This is a genomic window from Mesorhizobium bavaricum (assembly GCF_056781655.1).
Genome location: NZ_CM165566.1, coordinates 2,111,993 through 2,133,489 on the forward strand (window position 1 = coordinate 2,111,993; position 21,497 = coordinate 2,133,489).

A 21,497-nucleotide genomic window follows, 5' to 3' on the forward strand; every position below is an offset into this window, starting at 1 on the left:
CTGAAAGACGAAGCATGTACCGTTACGATGAGTTCGACCACGATTTTGTCCAGGCCCGCGTCGCCGAGTTCAGCGACCAGGTCCAGCGCCGTCTTGCCGGCGAGATCACCGAGGACCAGTTCCGGCCGCTGAGGCTGATGAACGGCGTCTATCTTCAGTTGCATGCCTACATGCTGCGCATCGCGGTGCCCTATGGCACGCTGAACGGCAAGCAGTTGCGCATGCTCGGCCACATCGCCCGCAAATACGACAAGGGCTACGGCCATTTCACCACGCGCCAGAACATCCAGTTCAACTGGCCGGCGCTGTCGGACATCCCAGCGATCCTGGCCGATCTGGCAAGCGTCGAGATGCACGCCATCCAGACCAGCGGCAATTGCATCCGCAATGTCACCGCCGACCATTTTGCCGGTGCCGCCGCCGACGAGGTCGCCGACCCGCGCCCCTATGCGGAAATCCTGCGCCAGTGGTCGTCGGTGCATCCGGAATTCTCGTTCCTGCCGCGCAAGTTCAAGATCGCGGTGACGGGTGCCGAGCGCGACCGCGCCGCCATCCAGACGCATGACATCGGCCTGCACCTGAAGAAGAACGCCGCCGGCGAGCTCGGCTTCGCCGTCTATATCGGCGGCGGCCAGGGCCGCACGCCGATGGTCGCCCGGAAGATCCGCGACTTCCTGCCGGAAGCCGATCTTCTCTCGTACTGCACCGCGATCCTGCGCGTTTACAACCTCTATGGCCGCCGCGACAACAAGTACAAGGCGCGCATCAAGATCCTCGTCCACGAGACCGGCGTCGAGGAAATCACCCGCCAGGTCGAGGCCGAATGGCAGGAATTGAAGGATGCCGAGCTGAAGCTGCCGGATGCCGATATCCGCGCCATCCAGGCATATTTCGCGCCGCCGGCGCTAGCCGACCGGCCGGAAGGCGACGCGGCGGTGAAGCTTTCGCGCCTCGATTCGAAGAGCTTTTCGGATTGGCTCGACCAGAACGTGGTGACACACCGCCACCCCGACTATGCGGCGGTGACCATTTCGCTGAAAGGCATTGGCGAGGTGCCGGGCGACGCCTCTGACAGCCAGATGGAAGCGGTCGCCGACATCGCCGAAAAATACGCCTTCGACGAGCTGCGTGTCAGCCATGAGCAGAACCTGATCCTGCCGCATGTGGCGCGCGCCGACCTGAAGGCGGTCTATGACGCGCTGGTCGACATCGGGCTGGCGACGGCCAATTCCAATTTGATATCCGACATCATCGCTTGCCCCGGCCTCGATTATTGCGCGCTGGCGACGGCGCGCTCGATTCCGATCGCGCAGGAAATCTCGCTTCGCTTCGCATCGCTGGAGCGGCAGCGCGAGATCGGCGAACTGAAGCTGAAGATCTCCGGCTGCATCAATGCCTGCGGCCACCACCATGTCGGCCATATCGGTATCCTCGGCGTCGAGAAGAAGGGCTCCGAGCTTTATCAGGTGACGCTGGGCGGCTCGGCCGACGAGAATACCTCGGTCGGCGAGATCATCGGCCGCGGCTTCAGCTCGGAAGAGATCACCGACGCCATCGAGCAGATCGTCGAGACCTATCTCGGCCTTCGGCTCAACCCACAAGAGAAATTCATCGACGCCTACCGCCGTGTCGGTCCCGCGCCGTTCAAGGAGGCGCTCTATGCTGGCGAAGCCAAGGCCGCTTGACCGTATCGTCGATGTCGATGACGGCATCGCCGCCGAAGCGGCGGGGCTCGATGCGCTTTACGGTCATCTGAACCCGCTCGAGATCATCGAACGCTCGGCCCGCGAACTGTTCCATGACGAGATCGCCGCCGTGTCGTCGTTCGGCGCGGATTCGGCTGTGCTGCTGCACATGATCTCCAAGATCGATCGGACGCTGCCGGTCATCTTCCTCGACACCGGCAAGCATTTCGAGGAGACGCTCGGCTATCGCGATGCGCTCGTCGCCGATTTCGGGCTGACCAATATCCGGGTAATCAAGCCGGAGGCAGCGGCGCTCGAACGGATCGATCCGACGGGCAATCTGCACCAGAGTAATACCGACGCCTGCTGCGACGTGCGCAAGGTCGAGCCGCTGGCGCGCGGCGTCGCGCCCTTCCGCGCCTGGTTCACAGGCCGCAAGCGCTTCCAGGCCTCGACCCGGGCAGGGCTACCGGTGTTCGAAGCGGTCGGCCCGCGCATCCGCATCAATCCGCTGGCGCACTGGACGACGTCGGACCAGGCGGACTACATGCGCGCGCATGCGCTGCGCGAAAATCCGCTGGTCGCCTACGGCTATCTGTCGATCGGCTGCTTTCCGTGCACGCAGCCGGTGCAACCGGGGGAGGACGCGCGCAGCGGCCGCTGGGCCGGTCATGCCAAGACCGAGTGCGGCATTCACCTGTCGGGGTTGGAGAAGTCGCTGACCGACGCATCGCTTTAAGCTATGTTGATCAGGTGATGCCGGCCTGCAAATAGCGGTTTCCTGGGCTTCCAGTGCTGGCGTGCCTAAAAGTACACGCCGCTTCGGTTCCCGGAAGCCACCATCTCCGGCTTGGCCCGAGCCAAGTTTCAACATCTTGGGATTCTTTTGGACTTAGGAATTTTGATGACCGAACCGACGACACCGGAGACCCGCCTCTGGACCCCGACGGGGTTTCGCGAGGATGAGTGGGCTCATGCCGAAAGCGCGGATGCACTATCCGGCAATGGCCGCTTCATCCTGCCGCTGCAGGCGTTCCTCGATCTCGATCCGGAGGTTCGCCGGTCCGCCAGCGAACGGCTCGGTGTCGTGCTGCAGCCGGGCGATCAGCTCGAGAAGATAGCTGACCTGCTCGAGCAATTGTCGCTGGTGGCGCTGGCCTTTCCGGCCTTCAGCGACGGCCGATCTTTCTCCAAGGGCGAACTGCTGCGCAGCCGCTATCATTTCGTGGGTGCGGTGCGCGCCACCGGCCAGGTGCTGGTCGACCAGCTGCCGCATATGCTGCGGCTCGGCTTCGACGAGTTCGAGATCTCGAATCCGGTGCTGTTGAAGCGCCTCGAACAGGGCCGCACCGGCGGGTTGGGGCTCTACTACCAGCCAACCGCCGTGCCGGAGCCAAAGGGGCCCGGCTATTCATGGCGGCGGGTGCGGGCCAGTTAGTGCCAGGTTGACGCAGCGGTAATTCCGCGCGCCTTTACAACGCCCCTGATCGGGCCTTCTCTCGGCCATCCGGACGGAAACATCCGCCGGATGCTGGAGGAGACCATGGTTTTCGACTATGTCATTGCCGGTGGCGGCTCCGCCGGCTGCACGCTTGCCGCGCGACTCTCCGAAGATCCATCGAAAAAGGTTTGCCTGATCGAAGCCGGCGGCGAGGGCAGAAATCTGCTCATCCGCGCGCCGGCAGGCGTCATCGCGCTGTTGCCGGGCCGGCCGAAGCTCAACAACTGGGCCTTCGAGACGGTGCCGCAGCCGGGGCTTGGCGGCCGCAAGGGGTACCAACCGCGCGGCAAGGCGCTGGGTGGCTCGAGCGCCATTAATGCCATGCTCTACACACGCGGACACCGCGGCGACTATGACGAATGGGCCGATCTCGGCTGCGACGGCTGGTCATGGGACGAGGTGCTGCCCTATTTCCGGCGTGCGGAAGGCAATCAGCGTGGCAGCGATGCCCTGCATGGCGGTGACGGACCGTTGCGGGTCGCCGAGCAGCAGGAGCCGCGTGCGCTCTCCCGTGCCTTCATCGAGGCCTGTGGCGAAAGCCAGATCAGGCGCAACGATGATTTCAACGGGGTCGAACAGGAAGGCGCCGGACTGTATCAGGTGACGCAATTCTGGGGCGAACGCCGCAATGGCGAGCGCTGCTCGGCGGCCGCCGCCTATCTGCATCCGGCGATGAGCAGGCCAAACCTTACCGTTGTCACCGGAGCGCATGCCACGGGCATCGTCCTGGACGGCAAGCGGGCCACCGGCGTGCGTTACCGCGCGGGCAAGGGTGAAGCCGTCGCGAAAGCCAGGCGCGAGGTCATCGTCTGCGGCGGTGCGTTCGGCTCGCCGCAGCTCTTGTTGCTGTCCGGGATCGGCCCAGCTGTCGAGCTTGCAGCGCACGGAATTCCGGTCGTCCATGAACTGCCAGGTGTCGGCAAGAACCTGCAGGATCATCTCGATTTCATCATGGGCTGGACATCGAGGGATGCCGACATGATGGGCATCGGCCTGCGCGGTCTGCCTGGCCTGTTGCGGCATCTGCGGCGCTGGCGCAAGGATGGCGGCGGTATGATCGCCACGCCCTACGCGGAAGGCGGCGCCTTCCTCAAATCCGACCCGGCGATCGGCCGGCCCGACCTGCAACTGCACTTCTGCATCGCCATCGTCGATGATCATGGCCGCAAGCTGCATATGGGTTATGGCTTTTCCTGCCACGTTTGCGTGCTGCGGCCACATTCGCGCGGCGAGGTCGGGCTGTCGACGCCGGATCCGCTGGCGCCACCGCGCATCGATCCGCGCTTTCTGTCCGACGAACGCGACGCCAAGCTGTTGCTCAAGGGTGTCAGAATGATGCGCGGCATACTGGAGGCGCCGGCGCTGGCCAAATACCGCGCCAGGGAAATCTACACCGCCGGCATTTCGAGCGATGCAGAGCTGATGACCCATATCCGAGCCCGCGCCGATACGATCTATCACCCGGCGGGCACCTGCAAGATGGGTATCGATGATCTGGCGGTGGTCGATCCACAACTCAAGGTGCGCGGCATGCAGGCCTTGCGCGTCGTCGACGCCTCGGTGATGCCGACTCTGATCGGCGGCAACACCAATGCGCCGACGATCATGATCGCCGAAAAGGCGGCGGACATGATCAGGGAGGCTATCTGATCGGAAGTGTGGTCGAACCAGTAGTGCAGTTTTCGCCTGCTGTGAAACGTCCGGCGACGATTCAAGTCGCAATGCGGATGAACTGGTCTTACCAATGGTGCGATTTGTGCTTTCTCTTTTGCCGTCCTGCCCTTAGGATAAGTCTATTATTTCGCGATCCGAAATAAATATGGCCACAAGGGAGGAACCGGGATGGCTGGCAAGAAGATATTGATGCTCGTTGGCGAGTTCAGCGAGGAGTACGAGATTTTCGTCTTTGAACAGGCCATGCATGCGGTTGGCCACACGGTGCATGTCGTCTGCCCGGACAAGAAGGCCGGCGACATCCTGAAGACGTCGCTGCACGACTTCGAAGGCCACCAGACCTATACGGAAAAGCCGGGCCACGACTACATCCTCAACAAGACCTTCGCCGAGGTGAAGCCGGACGAGTATGATGCCGTCTATGCGGCGGGGGGGCGCGGGCCGGAATATATCCGCATCGACAAGCGGGTGCAGGCGCTGGTGCGGCATTTCCACGAAGCCGGCAAGCCGATCTTCACCATCTGCCATGGCGTGCAGATCCTGATCGCCGTCGACGGCGTGGTGCGGGGCCGGGAAGTGGCGGCGCTGCACTATTGCGAGCCGGAGGTGACGCTCGCCGGCGGCATCTATATCGACGTGGCGCCGACCGGCGCCCATGTCGATGGCAATCTCGTCTCAGCCAAGGGATGGCCGGGCCTGTCCAATTTCATCCGCGAATGCCTGAAGGTGCTGGGCACGGAAATCCGCCACGGCGAGATCCTGATGCGCGACGAGCGCCAGGCGGCCTGATCCAATTCCCGGAAAAGTGTACGGTTTTCCGCCCGGAATTGCGTCGAAAAGACATCCAGGAGTTGCCAATGCCGCCGCGCCCATGGTGCGGCGGCTCTTTATGCCGCTGCCCGGGCCTCGCGGAACGACACCAGCTTGCGGCGGTTTTCGTCCCACAACGCCAGTTTGACGCAACGCAGGCTGTCGAGCAGCGTCACGCGGCCGATGCCGCGCAGTTCGGGATAATCCCGCAGCACTTCCTGCAACCGATAGCCCGGCACCTTGGCGGAGAGGTGGTGGACATGATGAACGCCGATGTTGCCGGTGAACCAGTTCAGGACCGGCGGCAGGTCGTAGTAGGACGATCCGTGCAGGGCGGCATGCTGGAACTCCCAGTCGGCATCGTTTGCCCATTCCGTCTCCTCGAACTGGTGTTGGACGTAAAACAGCCAGATACCGGCCGAACCGGCGAGGATGACGATCGGCAGATGGACAACCAGGAATGCGCCGGGGCCGACGAACCAGATGAGGATAGCTGCAGCAACCGCAATGCCCAGATTTGTGGTCATTGACGATACCCAGGGCGTCAGGCCGCCCCGCATCATGCCGATGGGCAGCCTTTGCTCGAAGATGAACAGCCAGATCGGCCCCAACCCGAACATCACCAGCGGGTGGCGATAGAGACGGTATGCAAGGCGGCCTCGCCATGACATTTGCCGGTATTCGGCAACGGTCAGCGTCCTGATGTCGCCCATGCCGCGCTCGTCAAGATTGCCGGCGCTGGCATGATGCGTCGCGTGCGCGCGCCGCCAGCAGTCGTAGGGCGTCAGCGTCAGGATGCCGAGCGCGCGGCCAATCCAGTCGTCGGCATAGCGGTTGGCGAAGAAGGACCCATGGCCGCAATCGTGCTGGATCATGAAAATGCGCACCAAAAACCCGGCGGCGGGCAGGATCAGGACCAGGCCCCACCAATGGCCATAGGCATAGGCAGCCGAGGACAGTCCCCAGAGCACGGCGAACGGAATGAGGGTGATGGCGAGTTCGACGGCGCTGCGGCGCCTGTCAGGCTTCTTGTAGCGCGCCAGAATCTTAAGCCAGGCGCGCTTGCTGTTTGCGGCCGCCTCAGGGGAAATCATGTTCATCAGGAAGCATAGGCGGGGCGCCCCGCCACCGCAAGGCAAGCTCACGCAAAATTACTGTGCGTAATTGTCGCGTGGCTCAGCGGTCGAGCCAGCCAATCGGAGCTTGATCAGCGTGTTGGTTCACCCCCGAGCGGTGAGCTTTGAAGCGTCGCTGAGGCCCGCTGCTCTCTCTGTCGCTTGAGCATCGGGTTTTCAATTGGCGGCCGGTCTCTACTCGCGGTCGAGGATGGGACAGCCACGCTCGGTTCCAAAAGTGACGCGCACGCGGTCGCCGTCCTGTCTGCCGCGGACCGTGATCTCACGGCGGCCGACGGACTCTATCCTTGCCCGACGGATGCCCATTCGCTCCGCTTTGTCGAGAGCCCGGTCTTCCGTGCAGCCTCGCCACTGACGGCGGTCGTGGCGCTCTCGGCGATCGTCACGGCGGATGTCTTCGCAATCGTTGTAGTTGGGATCGCAATCTTCCAGGAGTTTCAGCCGCGGGCCGTGTTTGCCCAGTTCCAGCTGCAGACTGTCCGCCTGTGACGGAAAGGCCACCAATGTGACGGCACCGAGGCCGACAAGCGCCGACAGCAATGAGGTGATCGAAACCTTGCGCATTAAGTCCTCCATGTGAACCACACCGCATCTGTCATTAGATGGTTCGGTTCTGTCAGGCTATTGCCGATAGAGGTTTGCTGACAAGATTGGTCGTTGGGTTACTGTCGGCGCCAGCCGGCGTCACCGTCCTCCGCGCCGTCGAGGCGGTCGAGCAGCTCCCTGAACCGGTCGGGAATGTCGGCCTCGGTGCGGAAGGCCGGCAAGGTGCGCAGAAAGCGCGTCACCGTCTCGGCGCCGAACTGCCTCCTGACCTCGGCGGCCAGCCCTTCTCCCTTTTCGCCTTTGTTGCGGGTCATCATCTTAAATCCTGTGTCGGCTTCGAAACTCCTCCAGCAAGGGAATGGTTCCCGCATCACGTGGCAAGCAAAGCCGGCGGTTAGGGTAAAATTTGAATTAAAATCGAAGGACCTTGCCATTCCTAGTCCTGCCCCGGCCGAGAGCCTCCACTATCGCTTACCCCTTGATTTTTGGCCGCCAAACCTCGATATCGGGCTCAAAATCCACATCATTCGAGATTGACGGGAAACGGCGATGAGCGACCAGGCAAAAGACGAACGCGCGCCCGATGAAGTCGAGGCAACCGAGGCCAATGCCGAGCGCACGGAAGGCAGCATCGATGGCGACTATGAAGCCCTTGTGCGGCTGCTGAAGGAAAATGAAGAACTGAAGGACCGCGCGCTGCGCGTTGCGGCCGAGATGGAAAACCTGCGCCGCCGCACCGCGCGCGACGTGCACGACGCGCGCACTTACGCGGTGGCGAATTTCGCGCGCGACATGCTGTCGGTGTCGGACAATCTGCGCCGCGCGCTTGACGCCATCCCGGCCGAGGCCAAGGCATCGGGCGATGCCGGCTTCAAGGCGCTGATCGAAGGCGTCGACCTCACCGAGCGCGCCATGCTGTCGGCGCTTGAGCGGCACGGGGTCAAGAAGCTCACGCCGGAAGGCGAGAAGTTCGATCCCAATTTCCACCAGGCGATGTTTGAGGTGCCCAATCCGGATGTCCCGGCAAACACCGTGGTCCAGGTCGTGCAACCGGGCTATTCGATCGGTGAGCGGGTGCTGCGCCCGGCCATGGTCGGCGTCGCCAAGGGCGGTCCCAAGCTTGCCGCCGGCGAAAAGCCGGTCGAGCCGGGGCCTGTCAATGAGCAGGCCGAGAAGGATGCCTGAACGGACAAGCGAATAGCGAATAGCGAGTAGCAATAAGGAAATACGCAATAGCGGCTTCGTGCTATTGCCTACTCGCTACTCACTCTTTTCATCGTTCGCTTCATGAACCCGATCGCGCTTCTCGACTATGCCGGTGTCGCCGTCTTTGCCGCGACCGGGGCGCTTGCCGCTTCACGCAAGCAGCTCGACATTATCGGTTTCCTGTTCCTGGCCAGCGTCACCGGCATCGGTGGCGGCACATTTCGCGACCTGATCCTCAACGTGCCGGTGTTCTGGGTGGGAAACCGCGACTATGTGCTGATCTGCGCGGTGGTGGCCGTTGTGGTGTTCTTCACCGCGCACCGCGTCGAATCTCGCTACAAGCTGCTGCTCTGGCTCGACGCCATCGGGCTTGCCGCGTTTTCCGTGATGGGCGCGGCCAAGGGACTTGCCATCACCGGCTCGCCGGCGGTGTCGGTGATCACCGGCATGCTGACCGCCACATTCGGCGGTATCCTGCGTGATCTTCTGGCCGGGGAGCCTTCGGTGCTGCTGAAGCCGGAAATCTATGTCACGGCCGCCCTCGCGGGTGCCGCCATCTTCACAGCAGGCGATGTCGCCGGCTTGCCACAGATTGTTTCAGGATGGGCCGGCTTCGCCGCGGCATTCGCCGTGCGCGGCGGCGCGCTTCGTTTCGGCTGGGCGTTTCCCCCCTACAAGAGCCGGCCCGGCCGGCGGCCGGAAGACATCCCGTGAAAAGAAGGGAATAGCGAATAGGGAGTAGCGGATAGTGGCTGTTGCCGCGCAACTCCCGCCACTACTTCCTATTCGCTATTCGCTATTCGCTATTCACGCCGCGAAACGCTGGGCTTCCCCGCCATAGTAGTTGACGTAGCGGGCGCCGATTTCCTTGACCGGCATCACGACGAACACGTCGACAGTCGAGAATTCGCGGTCGATGACGCAGCCATCGCCGATGCGGGCGCCGACGCGCAGGTAGCCCTTGACCAGCGGCGGCATCGCCGCGATCGCAGCCTTGGCGTTGACCGCCTCGATCGGCATCAGATCCATCGAACAGTAGCGTCCGGACACCGCGCGCACGTCCCAGGCGGAATTCGTCCGGCAGTGGTGGGCGAGATAGGTGAGCGCCTCGGCATGCGCTGCCGGCACGGTGCCGTGGAAGGAAGCGCAGCCGGTCATCACACCGATTTCATAGTGGTTGATGTAGGCCCAGATACCTTGCCACAGCGCCTCGATGGTGCGCTTCGAGCGGTATTCCGGCAAAACGCAAGAGCGGCCGAGTTCCAGAAAACGCTGGCCGGGGTGACGGGCGATGAGCTTGGTCAGCTCGAATTCGCCTTCCGAGTAGAACCCGCCAGCGGCGGCCGCGATTTCTTGCCGCAGCAGGCGATAGGTGCCGACGATGCGGCGATGTTCGGGACCGGAGAGCGAGGTATCGAAGACAAGCAGATGGTCGCAGAGCGGATCGAACCGGTCGGCGTCGCGGCGATCCTGCGCCTGGAACAAATCTTTCCTGGCGCCAAGTTCATCGTAAAACACCCGGTAGCGGACTTCCTGTGCGGCCGCGATCTCGGCCTCGTTGCGGGCGAGCCGCACTTCGAGATTACCGATTCGGGCGAGTGCTGCGCCCTTTATGACGGAATCGACGTTACGCCCGGCAAGCAAGGCGCTGCTGGCGTTCGGCCGAGTGTCACATTCCGGCATAACTGTATGCACGAGTGATTCTCCTTCGAGCCATCCCTCTTGGCACGGGGATACGGTGTAGGTGCAACAGGATTGTGACAGTACCGTGATACGACGTCGTGGGCAATACTTCGTCGGCTGGCGAATACGGTCAACCGGCTACCTTGCAGGAGGAAACGGACCGGCGCAGAGGAAGAAAAGCGGCTCAGGCCGCGACCTGTCCCTCGACGGCATTGACCAGCGCGTCAGGGTCGAGTGGCTTGGTGACGAAGCCGCTGGCGCCATGAGCCAGCACCGCATGGCGGGTCTTTTCCTGGCTGTCGGCCGACAGCACCATGATCGGCACCGGCGGCACGGCGGTTTCCTCCTCGTGGCGGCGGATGGCGGCGATCGCGTCCAGCCCGTCCATGACCGGCATGTGCAGATCCATCAGAACCACGTCGAACCGGTTCTTGTGTCCGGCACCGGTGACAGCCTCGACGGCGGCCTTGCCGTTGCCGACCACTTTGACGCGGTGCCCGGCCTTCAGCAGCGTGGCGCGGGCAAGCATGGCGTTGATGTCATTGTCCTCGGCGATCAGCACCGACAGTCCCCGCTGGCGGCTGCCGATGGCACGAAGCGCGGGGGCGCCACCCTTTTCCGGCTGCGGCTGGGCTAGGGTGGGAGCATGGCTGCTCAACAGCACACGCAGAAGCGTTCCGCCCCGTACCGGCCTGGCAAGGAAGGTTGCGTAGCCGCTGGCGCGGAACTCGCCGAGCATGCCGCGGTCGGTCGGCGCGATCAGCGTGATGGCCTCGCAGTCGGCGAAACCGCTCTGGCGCAGGCGCTTGAGCAACCTTCCGTCGCTCTCTTCCATGGCCGCGTCGACCAGGAGCACATCGCAGCCGTCGGCGAAGGGCGCCGCCTGCGCGACGGTGGTGGCGATGCCGACCGCGCCGCCATTGGCGCGGATGGTGCGGGCGATGGCATCGGCTTCGACGGCGTTTTTCGACAGGATCACCGCGTGTTTGCCCGAGAGCGCGTTTTGCCGGCTCTGCGGTGCTTCGGTGGCCGATATTGCCGGGATTTCGAAGACGAATTCGGATCCCTGGCCGAGCCGGCTGGATACTGAAATCGTGCCGCCCATGGCCGCCACCAGGCGTTTGGAGATGGCAAGGCCAAGGCCGGCCCCGCCATGCGTGCGCGTCGACGTGCCGTCGGCCTGTTCGAACTCTTCGAAAATGCGCTCCAGGTCCTCGTCATGCAGACCCGGACCGGTATCGGCGATGGTGAAGCAGATGCGGTCGGTGGTTTCGGTGCGTGCGCGTGCGATGCTCACCAAAACGCCGCCGCTGTCGGTGAACTTGATGGCATTGCCGATGAGGTTGAGCAGCACCTGCCTGACCTTGCCCGGATCGGCAGTGATCAATTGCGGCACGTCGGGCTCGACGTGGCAGCCGAGCCCGATATCCTTGGCGAAGGCGCGGGCGGCGAGCAGTTCGATGATGTTGTCGGCGATCTCGCGCACCGACATCGGCTGCGGCTCCGGGTCGAAGCGTCCAGCCTCGATCTTGGAGTAGTCCAGCAGATCCTCGATCAGGGCCAGCAATGCGCTGGCCGAGGTCGAGACGGCGCCGACATAGGTCTGCTGTTCCGGTGACAGGCTGGTGTCGGCCAGCAATCTGGCCATGCCCATGATGCCGTTCATCGGCGTGCGAATTTCATGGCTGACGGTGGCAAGGAAGCGCGATTTGGCCTGGCTGGCATATTCGGCCCGCTCGCGAGCGGTGATCAGTGAGGATTCGGCTCGTTTGCGGGCGGTGATGTCGCGGGCGATGGCGCGATGCGAAGCGGCGCCGCTGTCCTTGTCGCGCACCGACAGTTCAATCCATGAGAACCAGCGCGGACCGCTCGGCGTACGGATGGAGACGTCGGTGGAACTCAGGCACTCATGGTCGGAAAAGGCGGCATCCGGAACGATGCCGACATCGATGCCAAGGTCCGCCAGGGTCTTGCCGGCAAGGTCGCGCTGATCGGTTTCGACGAGGTCCGCGAAGACCTTGTTGGCATAGACGATGTAGCCATCGCGGTCGCGATGAATGACGAGGTCGCCAAGTGCGTCGATCAGGCCACGAAAGCGTTCCTCGCTCTCCTGCATTTCCCACATGCGGTCGGCCAGCGTCTCGATCTCGGCGCGGCTGCGGGCAGTGGTCTCGTCAAGCAGGACCGCGGTACGGTGTACGCTTCGCCTGGCGTGCAGATGCGTGGCAAGGCCGGCGAGGCCGGTTACCAGCAATCCGACGCTGATGAAGATCGGCGCCCCGGTCAGATGCGCCAGGCCGGCCAGCACGACGATGGCGACAAACGTCAGGAGGGGCAGGCCTTCGCGCGTGGAGAACTGCGACTCTGGCACCAGCGGCGGCGCGGTGACAAAGCGCCGCGTCGACGACGGCGGGGTCGCCGCACCGACGTCTTCGCCTGTGTCCGCCTGTTGGCTGCCGGATTCCGCGATCATGCGAAACCCTTGCCAGACAGAGATTATGGAAGATTGCGGCGGATCGTTCGAATTTTAGCGGATCAGCGTTTTCTGCCCCGGCAGCCACGGATTTGCCGGCAGGCGGGGCATTTCCATCCGCCTGCTTCGAGGCCGCACAGGCTTACATATCCACGACGACGCGGCCGCGGATCTTGCCGTCGACGATGTCGTGCGCCGCATCGATGATGCCGTCGAAACCTATGGTCGTCGACAGGCTGGCGAGCTTCTGCAGATCGAGGTCGGTGCCGATGCGCCGCCATGCTTCGAGGCGGACTGCCCTCGGTGCCATCACCGAATCGATGCCGAGCAGCGAGACGCCACGCAGGATGAAGGGGGCGACGCTCGCCGGCAGGTCCATGCCGCCGGCCAGGCCGCAAGCAGCAACCGCACCGCCATAGGAGGTCATCGACAGGACGTTGGCCAGTGTGTGGCTGCCGACAGCGTCGATGCCGCCGGCCCAGCGCTCCTTGGCCAGCGGTTTGGCCGGCTGGGCAAGCTCGTCGCGCGATATCACTTCGGCGGCGCCAAGGTTGATCAAATAGGGGCTTTCGGCGTTGCGGCCGGTCGACGCGATGACATGGTAGCCGAGGCTGGACAGGATCGAGACCGCGACCGAGCCGACGCCGCCGGCTGCCCCCGTTACCACCACCGGGCCGCGATCGGGCAGGATGCCGTGCCGCTCCAGCGCCATCACGCAAAGCATGGCGGTATAGCCGGCGGTACCGACCGCCATCGCATCATGCGGGCTCATGCCTTGCGGCAGCGGCACCAGCCAGTCGCCCTTGACGCGGGCGCGGCCGGCATAGGCACCGAAATGGGTCTCGCCGACGCCCCAGCCGTTCAGGATGACCTTGTCGCCGGCGCGCCAGTCAGGATGGGAAGACGAGGTGACGGTGCCGGCGAAATCGATGCCCGGCACCAGCGGCCAGCGGCGGATCACCGGCGCCTTGCCTGATATCGCCAAGCCGTCCTTGTAGTTCACCGTTGTCGCCTCGACCGCGATGGTGACGTCGCCTTCCATCAGGTCGGCTTCGGTGAGATCGGTCACGGCTACCGATTGCTTTTTCTCGGCGTCACGCGAAACGAGGATGGCTTTGAAGGTTTCGGACATCTCTTTCTCCGCGATCTTGTTTGGCGACGTGGACTGTGCGGCGATGGCCGCACGGGGTCAATCGTTCGAAGGTCTGGGCTCGCGCCGCCAACCGAACAGTTCGTCGAAGACGACCAGTGCCGCGCCGACGGAGATGAAGGCGTCGGCAAGGTTGAAGACGGCGAAGGACCAGACCGGCGTGTGGAACAGGATGTAGTCGATGACATGGCCGTAGACGGCGCGGTCGATCAGATTGCCGAGCGCGCCGCCGACGATCAGCGCAAAGCCGGTGCGGGCAAGGATCTGGGACGGCGCGATCCGCGTCGCCAGGAACAGCACGAAGGCAACGACCGCCAGCGAAATGACGATCAGCCCGGTGTCGCCGAAGGACGAGAACATCGAGAAGGCGATGCCGGTGTTGTAGGTGCGAAACAGCGCCAGGAAAGGCACGAGATCGAGCTTTTCCTGAAACGGCAGTCCGGTCTCGACCAGATGTTTTATCCACTGGTCGAGCGCTATGGCCGCGACGACGAGCAGCGCGTAGGGGGACCATGATTTCACGGGCGGGCAACCTTCATTGCTGGTCCACGATTGCTTCGAGCTTCAGCGCGCCGCGCCGGATCTCGAACAGCATGATGCCGGTGGCGACCGCAAGATTGAGCGAATCGGCGCGGCCTGCCTGCGGGATTCTGAGCAGCCTGTCGCAGCTCGCGGCCAGGCTTTCGGGCAGCCCCTGCTGCTCGTTGCCCATCATCAGCAGCACCGGGCCGCGGGAAAAATCGACCGAGCGGTAGTCGACGGCGCCCTTCAGGTGGGTGCCGGCGACAAGGCCTGAAAATCCGCCCCGCCAGGCAAGGAAAGCCTCGGTCGTCGCCCTGGCCACCGGCACGGCAAAGATCGAACCCATGGTGGCACGCACCGTCTCGACGGAAAAAGGATCGGTGGTGTCGCCGACCAGGATGACGCCCTTGGCGCCGACCGCATCGATGGTGCGGATGACGGTGCCGAGATTGCCGGGATCGCGCACCCGGTCGAGCGCCACCCAAACGTCGCCATTGTCGGCGCGGACATCCTTCAAGGGCAGGAATCTCTGCGAAAAGACGCCGACCACCATTTGCGGGTTGTCACGGCGGGTGATGGCGACAAGCACCTTTTCCGACACTTCGAGCACCGTGCCGCCGGCGGCAACCGTGCGTGCGGCGACTTTCTCCACCGCGGCGTTGCCGCGTCCGGCCTTGGCGAAAACCAGTGTCCTGATCTGCCAGCCAAGATCGAGCGCGTCGATGACCAGTTTCAATCCCTCGGCCATGAAGGCGTTCTGCTGATCGCGGAATTTCTTCTGGGCGAGCGCCTTGATGTCCTTGACCAGCGGGTTGGCGAGGCTGGTGACTTCCTTCACCAGTCCGGGTGCGCCTGCATGCCGCTCGTTCACTCAGGCCACCCAGCGCGAAAACAATGAGGTCGATAGCGCCCGGCCGGCGGACTTTTCGCGGATGATCAACTCACCCGATTCGACCGTGCCGCCCATGCCGGCGAAGGTGTCGCGCATCAAGGCATGAATGGCGAAGAACGAGGCGCGGATCGAATAGGCGGTCAACACCACGGCAAGCGGCTTCGGCGTCAGGATCGCGCGACAAAGGTCGGTCAATGCAGGCAAGTCCTCGAACAATTGCCAGACCTCGCCCTTGGGGCCGCGGCCATAGGCCGGTGGGTCGAACAGGACGATGTCGTAGCGGCTGCCGCGGCGTTCCTCACGCTCGGCGAATTTCACCGCGTCGTCGACGATCCAGCGGATCGGCTTGCTGCCGAGCCCGGCCATTTCCTGGTTTTCGCGAGCCCAGCCGATAGCCTTCTTCGAGGCATCGACATGGGTGACCTCGGCACCGGCGCGGGCCGCCACCAGCGAGGCGAGACCGGTATAGCCGAACAGATTCAGGACCTTGATCGGCCGTTTCGCGGCCGCAATCAACCCGGCCATGTGGTCCCAGTGCGAGGCTTGTTCGGGAAAGACGCCGACATGGCGAAACGAGGTGAAACGGCCGAGATAGTCGATGCCGTCATGCTTCATCGGCCAGGTCTCGCCGAGCGGCGTCTTCGGGAAGCGCCAGCGGCCGATGCCTTCCTCGTCGGTATCGCCGGTGAAGATGGCGTCGGCGCGCTCCCAGTCTTTTGCCGGCAAGGCCTTTTGCCAGATCGCCTGGCCCTCGGGCCGCACGATGCGGTAGGGCCCGTATTGTTCGAGCTTCTGCCCGGCGCCGCTGTCGAGCAGCGCATAATCGGCATTCGGCGCCACTTCGAGGATCATAGGAAGATGTTCGGTGGGCAGGGCGCCGTCGCGGCGGGCAAGGATGCGCGGCGCCGATTTCGGCTCGGAGCGGTCATCCGCTTTCGTCTCAGGCCGCTCGCGCGGCCTGGCGTCCGGCCTTGCCACGCCGCGCCCCTCATGCGGGCGCGCCTCTGCGGTTCCGCCCTTCGCGGGCGGGCGGTTGTCGCGGCGTTTGTCGCGAAATGACTTCAAGCAGGAGCATCTCCGAGCGGCGTGGCCGCTTTTGGCATAGGCCAACCTGCTTCGCAACCAAGTCCGCTGCGCAAGCCTCTCCGGTTTGTGTCGGCCGGCGGTGGACCAATGTCAAAGAAACGGGCAAATCTTCGATATGTCCCGCTCGGAACGCCTGCTCGACCTGATCCAGACGCTGCGCCGGCACCGCCGGCCGGTGAGCGGGCAGGCGCTGGCCGATGAGCTCGGGATTTCGATACGCACGCTCTACCGCGACATCGCCACGCTGCAGGGCCAGGGCGCGCCGATCGAGGGTGAGGCGGGACTGGGCTATGTGCTCAAGCCCGGCTTCATGCTGCCGCCGTTGATGTTCAGCGACGAGGAGATCGAGGCCATCGTGCTCGGCTCGCGCTGGGTCGCCAAGCAGCCGGACCAGCGTCTCTCGGCTGCTGCCGCCAACGCGCTGGCCAAGGTCGCTGCCGTGCTGCCGGACGATCTGCGCGACGATCTCGACGCGAGCCCGCTGCTCGTCGGGCCTCCCGCCGCGGCCGTCGAGGGCATCGACCTCGGCCTGGTGCGGCTGGCCATCCGCAACGAGCGCAAGCTCGGCTTCTTGTACCGCGATGCCGGCGGCGCCGCCTCCGAACGCGTGGTCTGGCCGTTTGCGCTGGGGTTCTTCGACAAGGTGCGGGTCGTGGTGGCGTGGTGCGAGATGCGCGAGGACTTCCGGCATTTTCGCGCCGATCGCATCGCAGCGCTCCAAGCAACAGACACGCGCTATCCGCGCCGTCGCCAGGCGCTGCTGAAGGAATGGCGGGCGACACTCGACAAGCCACGTGGTTCGTGATGGCTACTGCCAGATTCTGGGTAGTGGGTCAGTTTGAAATCCAAACTGACCCGCTACCGGAATTTGCAACATGGCGGAAAGAATGAGCGCCAAGGACTTGCCTCTGATCGCCGCCAATGCACGGGGAGACCTACACGATGCATAGGGCCCCTATAAATCGCCAGAATCGATTGCTCGCCGCCGGCGTCGCACCCTTTCGCATATGTCCGAGCCTGCTATAACGAGTGCTCGACGCGCTCCTGCGTTCACCCATCAAGACGCCGACCAGCTTCATCGTGCACAGCCGGCGCTTCGCGGGCCTAGGACAAAGGCCCGGACAGTGTCGCTGCGCACCTGACGGGTGCGCATACACCAGCAACGCTTGACAGCAACCCCGACAGCCTTATCCAGGTGTATCAAGCTGAGTGGCAGGTGCCATCACGACACGTCATACTGCTGCGCCAGCGAGGCGGAAAGCTGGTCGGCGAAACGGGCAGCGGCCACCGGTAGGGTGCGGCCCTTGAGTTGGCCGACATAGAGCATGCCAGCGGGCACGTCGCGCGGGTCGAGCGGCCGGGAGATCATGTCACCAGTCATCGTCTGGTGGGACAGGCCAATTGGGAAATGGAAAGTGATGATATCCTCCGAGATAGCGTGGTTGCGCAGGAATTCGAAGCTGTCCGATTGAATCACCGGCTCCAGCTGCAGCGATGACGATTGCGCCCCGATGTCGAGCAGGTAGCGCACGCCGTAACTTGATGTGGGAAGCGCGATTGGATAGTCGAGGCAAGCGCGCAAGCGCACCGTCTCGTGAGAAGCCAGCGGATGATCGGGCCGCATAACCGCATGCACTGGCTGGTGCACCCGCATCAGCGTCATGAAAGCAGCCAGCCGGGTTGGCTCGTAGACGATGGCGATGTCGGCCGTGTGATCGACCAAGGCACGCTCGGCCTCCTCCCGGTCGCGCAGGTGCACTCCGAAGGTCACATTCGGATGTTCCTTGCGGTAGAGTGAGATTTGCGTCGGCAGGTGGTAGGGCAATAGCGCCTGGCTGCAGGCGATCGCCACATGGCCGCGCCGGGCGCCAGCAAGGTCTGCAATCTGCGATTTCACGTGCTCCATATCGGATAACTGGTTGCGCATGTGCTGCACTAGAAGCTCGCCGGCGCTGGACAATCGCACGCCGTGAGGCAGTCGCTCGAAAATCGCAACGCCGAGTTCGGCCTCCATCGCCAATATACGCCGGTTGAGCGCCGTCGAGGTTATGGCGAGCAATTCCGCGGCGGCGCGGATCGAACCGGTCTTGGCCACCACATTGATATAGTGAGCGGAGTTCAGGTAACGCATCGGCGGCCTCTGGCACCACCGCTGCAATTTTTGCAGCAGGCTGAACAAAACATAGCACAAGACAGCAGCACGTCATCGAGATAATTAATTCGCAGCGCTCTCATCTCCGGTGACTTGGCTCACAACCAGCTCCGACAAGAGCTTTTTTGCGATCTTCAAATACTGATCAAACGATTGCCTGCTAGACCACGCCAGCGCCGGCTCGATTGTGCCAGGATCGGAAATCCTGGAGCAACCGAACCGTAGATGCAACTTCAACCTGAAGGAACGACTAGATGACGTCGACCATCTCTTCCAGACTTACCTTCATTGTATTTACCGCCGGATGCATCGCATTGGCTTTACTCTTCCATTACGCACCGGCTGGGGATTTTCCCTCGAAATATGCCAGGACCGCCCCGGCGGGGCTGGCCGCGCAACCGACGCGCATAGACATCGACAACGAGGCGCACGCGATCCGCTTCTACATCGACGGCAACCAGGTCGCCGTGCTCGACGAGTCTGGTTTCAAGCCATGAGGCCACAGAGCCAGGAGAGCAAAACCGTCAAGAAATTCGTTATGTCAGGGCTGTTCGTCGTGCTTGCCCTGTCGCAGACGGCGGAGGCCCAGAAGAAAGTCCCGGTGACGCAGGACGTTGCCGCCAAGGCCGAGCAGGCCAAGCCGCCGCTGGACAACATGGCCACAGGCGGGGTCAAGCCCGCGGCGCAGGCAAATGTGCCGGCCACCGACGGGTCGCAGTACCCGCCGGCACTGTATTTCAATTTCCAGTAGGTCGTTGCTTGCCGGCGCGGGGGTCGACGACCTCCGCGCCACGGGGGGGTCGGCGCCGACCTTGGAGCGATTGCCCGCTTGATGAGGCGGCGGCAAGCAGGAAAGCTCGGCGGGAGGTTGCGGGGGCCAACGCGGCGCCGGTCGTCGGCTCGCGGAGCTTGGTATCGTCCTGCCCGGGCCGCTGAAGCTGCCGCCTGGCATGGTGCTGCCCTTTTCCTGGGTGAATGTGCGCGGCGACCGGGCCTTGATTTTCGGGGCTCGGGGCGCAGGAGCCGGACGGCTCGCTGGCCGTGCCGTTCGGCGTCGTCGGCGACGATGTCACGCTGGACGAGACCGGCCTGTCGATGCTTGGCAGTGGGTAACTGACCCACTGCCAGAATCTGACAGCAGCTCATCCTATGGTCGGCAAGTCGAAACGCTGAACCTTGGAGAGCAGACATGGCCGCCCCGAACTTCGTCATCCTCTATGTCGACCAGCCCCAGCAGAGCGGCGCCTTCTACAGTGCGCTGCTCGGTCGCGAGCCGGTCGAAAGTTCGCCGACCTTCGTGCTGTTCGTGCTCGATGCGGGCTTCAAGCTCGGCCTCTGGTCGCGCCATACGGTGGAGCCGGCCGCGGCCGCGGCAGGCGGCGGCGCCGAAATCGTCTTTGCGCTGGATACGCCGGACGCGGTCGACGCTACCCACGCCGATTGGGCTGGGCGCGGGCTGAAAATCCTGCAGACGCCGACCGACATGGATTTCGGCCGTACCTTCGTTGCGCTCGATCCCGACAACCATCGCCTGCGCGTCTACTGGCTATCCGACGGGGAACAGGCCACAGGGGAACACAAATGAGCGCGCATTGGATCGCAGTGGCGTCGGCCGAACATGTCCGGCGCGGGCGGCAGGGCGGCTTCATGCAGGTCAATCACGGCAAGGCGGCACCGTTGCGCCGCATCAAGCCCGGTGATGGCATCGTCTATTATTCGCCGACCACCATACTCGGCGAAAAGGACGGCCTGCAGGCCTTCACGGCGATCGGCACGGTGCGGCAAGGCGAACCCTATCAGGGTGACATGGGTGGCGGCTTCACGCCGTTCCGGCGCGACGTCGCGTGGGCAATGGCCGAGGAAGCAGCGATCAAACCGCTGCTCGACAGGCTGGACTTCACAGCCGGCAAGTCGAACTGGGGTTATCAGCTTCGCTTTGGCCTTTTCGAACTCAGCGCGCATGATTTTTCGCTGATCGCCGGGGCGATGGGCGCAAAAATGGCCCTGGCAGAAAACTAAGCCACGAGCGCTTTGTAGACGGCAATGCCGGCGGCAAGATCCTCGAGTGCCGCGCCGACCGACTTGAACAGTGTTATCTCACCGGCGCTCTCGCGGCCCTTTTTCTCACCGCGCGACAGTTCGTGCAGATCGGCGACGATGGCGTCTGGCTTCAGCACGCCGGAGGTCAGCGGCTGGACGATGTCGCCAGCCTCCTTGGTGGCGCCGGCGCGGGTGTCGACATAGACGCGGGCAATCGCGATCGCGTCATCGTCGCTTTCGCGCATCGTCGGGGTGAAGCCGCCGACCAGGTCGACATGGGTTCCCGGCCGCAGCAGTGCGCCCTTGATCAGTGGCGTTGTGGTGATTGTCGCCGAGGAAACGATGTCGGCCTGCCCGAGTTCGGCATCGAGATCACTTGCGGCGCTGGCCGCGAAGCCTTCGGCGCGCAGATCGGCCGCAACCTTCTCGGCATTGGCGGCTGTGCGGTTCCAGATGCGGATGGTCTTGATCGGCCGCACGGCGCAGTGCGCCTTGGCGAGGAACGGCGACAGCGCGCCGGCGCCGACCACCAGCAGCCGCGCGGCATCGTCGCGGGCGAGGTAGGAGGCCGCCAGCGCCGAAGCGCAGGCGGTGCGCCATTGCGTCAGCCGCTGGCCGTCGATCAAGGCTTCAGGTTCTCCGGTGGCGCCGTTGAGCAGGAGATAGAGCCCCATCACCGCGGGCTTGCCGATGGTGTTGTTGTCGGGCGAGACGGTGACGATCTTGACGCCGATGTGACCGCTGGCCGACGTGCCGGCGGCGTTGAAGTCGGTCCAGGCCGGCATCAAAAGCAGTGTCGAGGCGGCGCCGTCGGGCCGTTCGACCGTATGGTGATGCCTTACCGGCTGTACCGCACCGTCACGAAACGCCGTGCGCAGTGTCTCGACCAGTCCGGGAAAGGTCAGCGCATGATCGACCTCGGCGGCCGAAATGGTCAGCAT

23 protein-coding genes are annotated in these 21,497 nt (G+C 63.8%); 12 read left to right on the forward strand and 11 right to left on the reverse strand.

Annotation, left to right across the window (positions count from 1 at the left end; genetic code table 11):
• Positions 1-14 precede the first annotated feature (14 nt).
• From AC1RZR_RS10265 to AC1RZR_RS10285, 5 genes are all read left to right on the forward strand, one after another.
• Positions 15-1,685, forward strand: coding sequence for a nitrite/sulfite reductase (locus AC1RZR_RS10265; protein WP_481828429.1), 1,671 nt, complete (start codon positions 15-17; stop codon positions 1,683-1,685).
• Entirely contained in the window at positions 1,660-2,424 is a 765-nt protein-coding gene (locus tag AC1RZR_RS10270) for a phosphoadenylyl-sulfate reductase (protein ID WP_477277968.1), read from the forward strand. Before AC1RZR_RS10265 ends, AC1RZR_RS10270 begins: the two co-directional genes overlap by 26 nt.
• A 165-nt stretch (positions 2,425-2,589) precedes the next feature.
• A complete protein-coding gene (locus AC1RZR_RS10275; protein WP_481828430.1) occupies positions 2,590-3,123 on the forward strand; it encodes a DUF934 domain-containing protein in 534 nt (177 codons plus the stop codon).
• A 105-nt stretch (positions 3,124-3,228) separates the two neighbouring features.
• Positions 3,229-4,836: a GMC family oxidoreductase gene (locus tag AC1RZR_RS10280; protein WP_481828431.1), complete on the forward strand. Its 1,608-nt coding sequence runs from the start codon at positions 3,229-3,231 to the stop codon at positions 4,834-4,836.
• 192 nt (positions 4,837-5,028) lie between these two features.
• The gene (locus tag AC1RZR_RS10285; protein WP_481828432.1) at positions 5,029-5,649 is read left to right on the forward strand and encodes a DJ-1/PfpI family protein; all 621 of its coding nucleotides are present in this window, start codon (positions 5,029-5,031) and stop codon (positions 5,647-5,649) included.
• Between the two features lie 98 nt (positions 5,650-5,747).
• Here AC1RZR_RS10285 and AC1RZR_RS10290 read toward each other — a convergent pair whose 3' ends face one another.
• The 3 genes from AC1RZR_RS10290 to AC1RZR_RS10300 all read right to left on the reverse strand — a co-directional run bounded on the left by AC1RZR_RS10290 (position 5,748) and on the right by AC1RZR_RS10300 (position 7,669).
• Positions 5,748-6,770 (reverse strand): fatty acid desaturase, encoded by a 1,023-nt coding sequence (locus AC1RZR_RS10290; protein ID WP_477277960.1) that lies wholly within the window; start codon positions 6,768-6,770, stop codon positions 5,748-5,750.
• Between the two features lie 210 nt (positions 6,771-6,980).
• On the reverse strand, positions 6,981-7,370 hold the full coding sequence (locus AC1RZR_RS10295; protein WP_477277958.1) for a hypothetical protein: 390 nt from the start codon (positions 7,368-7,370) through the stop codon (positions 6,981-6,983).
• Between the two features lie 98 nt (positions 7,371-7,468).
• Positions 7,469-7,669, reverse strand: a complete 201-nt coding sequence (locus AC1RZR_RS10300; RefSeq protein WP_481828433.1) for a hypothetical protein — start codon at positions 7,667-7,669, stop codon at positions 7,469-7,471.
• Positions 7,670-7,901: 232 nt separating this feature from the next.
• On the opposite strand from AC1RZR_RS10300, the gene grpE reads away from it, so the two are divergent.
• On the forward strand, positions 7,902-8,537 hold the full coding sequence (grpE, locus tag AC1RZR_RS10305; RefSeq protein WP_481828434.1) for a nucleotide exchange factor GrpE: 636 nt from the start codon (positions 7,902-7,904) through the stop codon (positions 8,535-8,537).
• Between the two features lie 102 nt (positions 8,538-8,639).
• Positions 8,640-9,272 carry a trimeric intracellular cation channel family protein gene (locus AC1RZR_RS10310; protein ID WP_481828435.1) on the forward strand — a complete coding sequence of 211 codons (633 nt, stop codon included), beginning with the start codon at positions 8,640-8,642 and terminating at the stop codon, positions 9,270-9,272.
• 93 nt (positions 9,273-9,365) lie between these two features.
• Here the strand turns inward: AC1RZR_RS10310 and olsB are convergent, their stop codons facing one another.
• The 6 genes from olsB to AC1RZR_RS10340 form a co-directional block, all read right to left on the reverse strand.
• Positions 9,366-10,241: a l-ornithine N(alpha)-acyltransferase gene (gene olsB, locus AC1RZR_RS10315; protein WP_379103255.1), complete on the reverse strand. Its 876-nt coding sequence runs from the start codon at positions 10,239-10,241 to the stop codon at positions 9,366-9,368.
• 184 nt (positions 10,242-10,425) lie between these two features.
• The gene (locus AC1RZR_RS10320) at positions 10,426-12,714 is read right to left on the reverse strand and encodes a PAS domain-containing hybrid sensor histidine kinase/response regulator (protein ID WP_481828436.1); all 2,289 of its coding nucleotides are present in this window, start codon (positions 12,712-12,714) and stop codon (positions 10,426-10,428) included.
• Between the two features lie 142 nt (positions 12,715-12,856).
• Positions 12,857-13,846 carry an acrylyl-CoA reductase (NADPH) gene (acuI, locus tag AC1RZR_RS10325; RefSeq protein WP_481828437.1) on the reverse strand — a complete coding sequence of 330 codons (990 nt, stop codon included), beginning with the start codon at positions 13,844-13,846 and terminating at the stop codon, positions 12,857-12,859.
• A gap of 57 nt (positions 13,847-13,903) precedes the next feature.
• Positions 13,904-14,386: a signal peptidase II gene (lspA, locus tag AC1RZR_RS10330; protein WP_477277946.1), complete on the reverse strand. Its 483-nt coding sequence runs from the start codon at positions 14,384-14,386 to the stop codon at positions 13,904-13,906.
• 13 nt (positions 14,387-14,399) lie between these two features.
• Positions 14,400-15,257 carry a TrmH family RNA methyltransferase gene (locus tag AC1RZR_RS10335; protein ID WP_477277944.1) on the reverse strand — a complete coding sequence of 286 codons (858 nt, stop codon included), beginning with the start codon at positions 15,255-15,257 and terminating at the stop codon, positions 14,400-14,402.
• Complete coding sequence (locus tag AC1RZR_RS10340) at positions 15,258-16,343, reverse strand: RsmD family RNA methyltransferase (protein WP_481828438.1); 1,086 nt, start codon at positions 16,341-16,343, stop codon at positions 15,258-15,260.
• 136 nt (positions 16,344-16,479) lie between these two features.
• Here AC1RZR_RS10340 and AC1RZR_RS10345 point away from each other — a divergent pair, with 136 nt between their 5' ends.
• Positions 16,480-17,169 (forward strand): helix-turn-helix transcriptional regulator, encoded by a 690-nt coding sequence (locus AC1RZR_RS10345; RefSeq protein WP_481828439.1) that lies wholly within the window; start codon positions 16,480-16,482, stop codon positions 17,167-17,169.
• Positions 17,170-17,586: 417 nt separating this feature from the next.
• On the opposite strand, the gene AC1RZR_RS10350 is transcribed toward AC1RZR_RS10345, so the two are convergent.
• Positions 17,587-18,543 (reverse strand): LysR family transcriptional regulator, encoded by a 957-nt coding sequence (locus AC1RZR_RS10350; RefSeq protein ID WP_481828440.1) that lies wholly within the window; start codon positions 18,541-18,543, stop codon positions 17,587-17,589.
• A 227-nt stretch (positions 18,544-18,770) separates the two neighbouring features.
• Here AC1RZR_RS10350 and AC1RZR_RS10355 point away from each other — a divergent pair, with 227 nt between their 5' ends.
• From AC1RZR_RS10355 to AC1RZR_RS10370, 4 genes are all read left to right on the forward strand, one after another.
• A complete protein-coding gene (locus AC1RZR_RS10355) occupies positions 18,771-19,013 on the forward strand; it encodes a hypothetical protein (RefSeq protein WP_477277936.1) in 243 nt (80 codons plus the stop codon).
• Between the two features lie 41 nt (positions 19,014-19,054).
• Complete coding sequence (locus tag AC1RZR_RS10360) at positions 19,055-19,267, forward strand: hypothetical protein (protein ID WP_481828441.1); 213 nt, start codon at positions 19,055-19,057, stop codon at positions 19,265-19,267.
• A gap of 438 nt (positions 19,268-19,705) precedes the next feature.
• Positions 19,706-20,101: a VOC family protein gene (locus AC1RZR_RS10365; protein ID WP_481828442.1), complete on the forward strand. Its 396-nt coding sequence runs from the start codon at positions 19,706-19,708 to the stop codon at positions 20,099-20,101.
• On the forward strand, positions 20,098-20,535 hold the full coding sequence (locus AC1RZR_RS10370; RefSeq protein ID WP_477277930.1) for an EVE domain-containing protein: 438 nt from the start codon (positions 20,098-20,100) through the stop codon (positions 20,533-20,535). The genes AC1RZR_RS10365 and AC1RZR_RS10370 overlap by 4 nt, the downstream gene beginning before the upstream one ends.
• Here the strand turns inward: AC1RZR_RS10370 and lhpI are convergent.
• Positions 20,532-21,497, reverse strand: coding sequence for a bifunctional Delta(1)-pyrroline-2-carboxylate/Delta(1)-piperideine-2-carboxylate reductase (lhpI, locus tag AC1RZR_RS10375; RefSeq protein WP_477277928.1), 966 nt, complete (start codon positions 21,495-21,497; stop codon positions 20,532-20,534). The genes AC1RZR_RS10370 and lhpI overlap by 4 nt on opposite strands.

Coding starts and splice junctions, on each gene's coding strand:
- AC1RZR_RS10265 (WP_481828429.1), top strand. CDS start 15: ATGTACCGTTACGATGAGTTCGACCACGATTTTGTCCAGGCCCGCGTC.
- AC1RZR_RS10270 (WP_477277968.1), top strand. CDS start 1,660: ATGCTGGCGAAGCCAAGGCCGCTTGACCGTATCGTCGATGTCGATGAC.
- AC1RZR_RS10275 (WP_481828430.1), top strand. CDS start 2,590: ATGACCGAACCGACGACACCGGAGACCCGCCTCTGGACCCCGACGGGG.
- AC1RZR_RS10280 (WP_481828431.1), top strand. CDS start 3,229: ATGGTTTTCGACTATGTCATTGCCGGTGGCGGCTCCGCCGGCTGCACG.
- AC1RZR_RS10285 (WP_481828432.1), top strand. CDS start 5,029: ATGGCTGGCAAGAAGATATTGATGCTCGTTGGCGAGTTCAGCGAGGAG.
- AC1RZR_RS10290 (WP_477277960.1), bottom strand. CDS start 6,770: ATGAACATGATTTCCCCTGAGGCGGCCGCAAACAGCAAGCGCGCCTGG.
- AC1RZR_RS10295 (WP_477277958.1), bottom strand. CDS start 7,370: ATGCGCAAGGTTTCGATCACCTCATTGCTGTCGGCGCTTGTCGGCCTC.
- AC1RZR_RS10300 (WP_481828433.1), bottom strand. CDS start 7,669: ATGATGACCCGCAACAAAGGCGAAAAGGGAGAAGGGCTGGCCGCCGAG.
- grpE (WP_481828434.1), top strand. CDS start 7,902: ATGAGCGACCAGGCAAAAGACGAACGCGCGCCCGATGAAGTCGAGGCA.
- AC1RZR_RS10310 (WP_481828435.1), top strand. CDS start 8,640: ATGAACCCGATCGCGCTTCTCGACTATGCCGGTGTCGCCGTCTTTGCC.
- olsB (WP_379103255.1), bottom strand. CDS start 10,241: ATGCCGGAATGTGACACTCGGCCGAACGCCAGCAGCGCCTTGCTTGCC.
- AC1RZR_RS10320 (WP_481828436.1), bottom strand. CDS start 12,714: ATGATCGCGGAATCCGGCAGCCAACAGGCGGACACAGGCGAAGACGTC.
- acuI (WP_481828437.1), bottom strand. CDS start 13,846: ATGTCCGAAACCTTCAAAGCCATCCTCGTTTCGCGTGACGCCGAGAAA.
- AC1RZR_RS10345 (WP_481828439.1), top strand. CDS start 16,480: ATGTCCCGCTCGGAACGCCTGCTCGACCTGATCCAGACGCTGCGCCGG.
- AC1RZR_RS10355 (WP_477277936.1), top strand. CDS start 18,771: ATGACGTCGACCATCTCTTCCAGACTTACCTTCATTGTATTTACCGCC.
- AC1RZR_RS10360 (WP_481828441.1), top strand. CDS start 19,055: ATGTCAGGGCTGTTCGTCGTGCTTGCCCTGTCGCAGACGGCGGAGGCC.
- AC1RZR_RS10365 (WP_481828442.1), top strand. CDS start 19,706: ATGGCCGCCCCGAACTTCGTCATCCTCTATGTCGACCAGCCCCAGCAG.
- AC1RZR_RS10370 (WP_477277930.1), top strand. CDS start 20,098: ATGAGCGCGCATTGGATCGCAGTGGCGTCGGCCGAACATGTCCGGCGC.
- lhpI (WP_477277928.1), bottom strand. CDS start 21,497: ATGCTGACCATTTCGGCCGCCGAGGTCGATCATGCGCTGACCTTTCCC.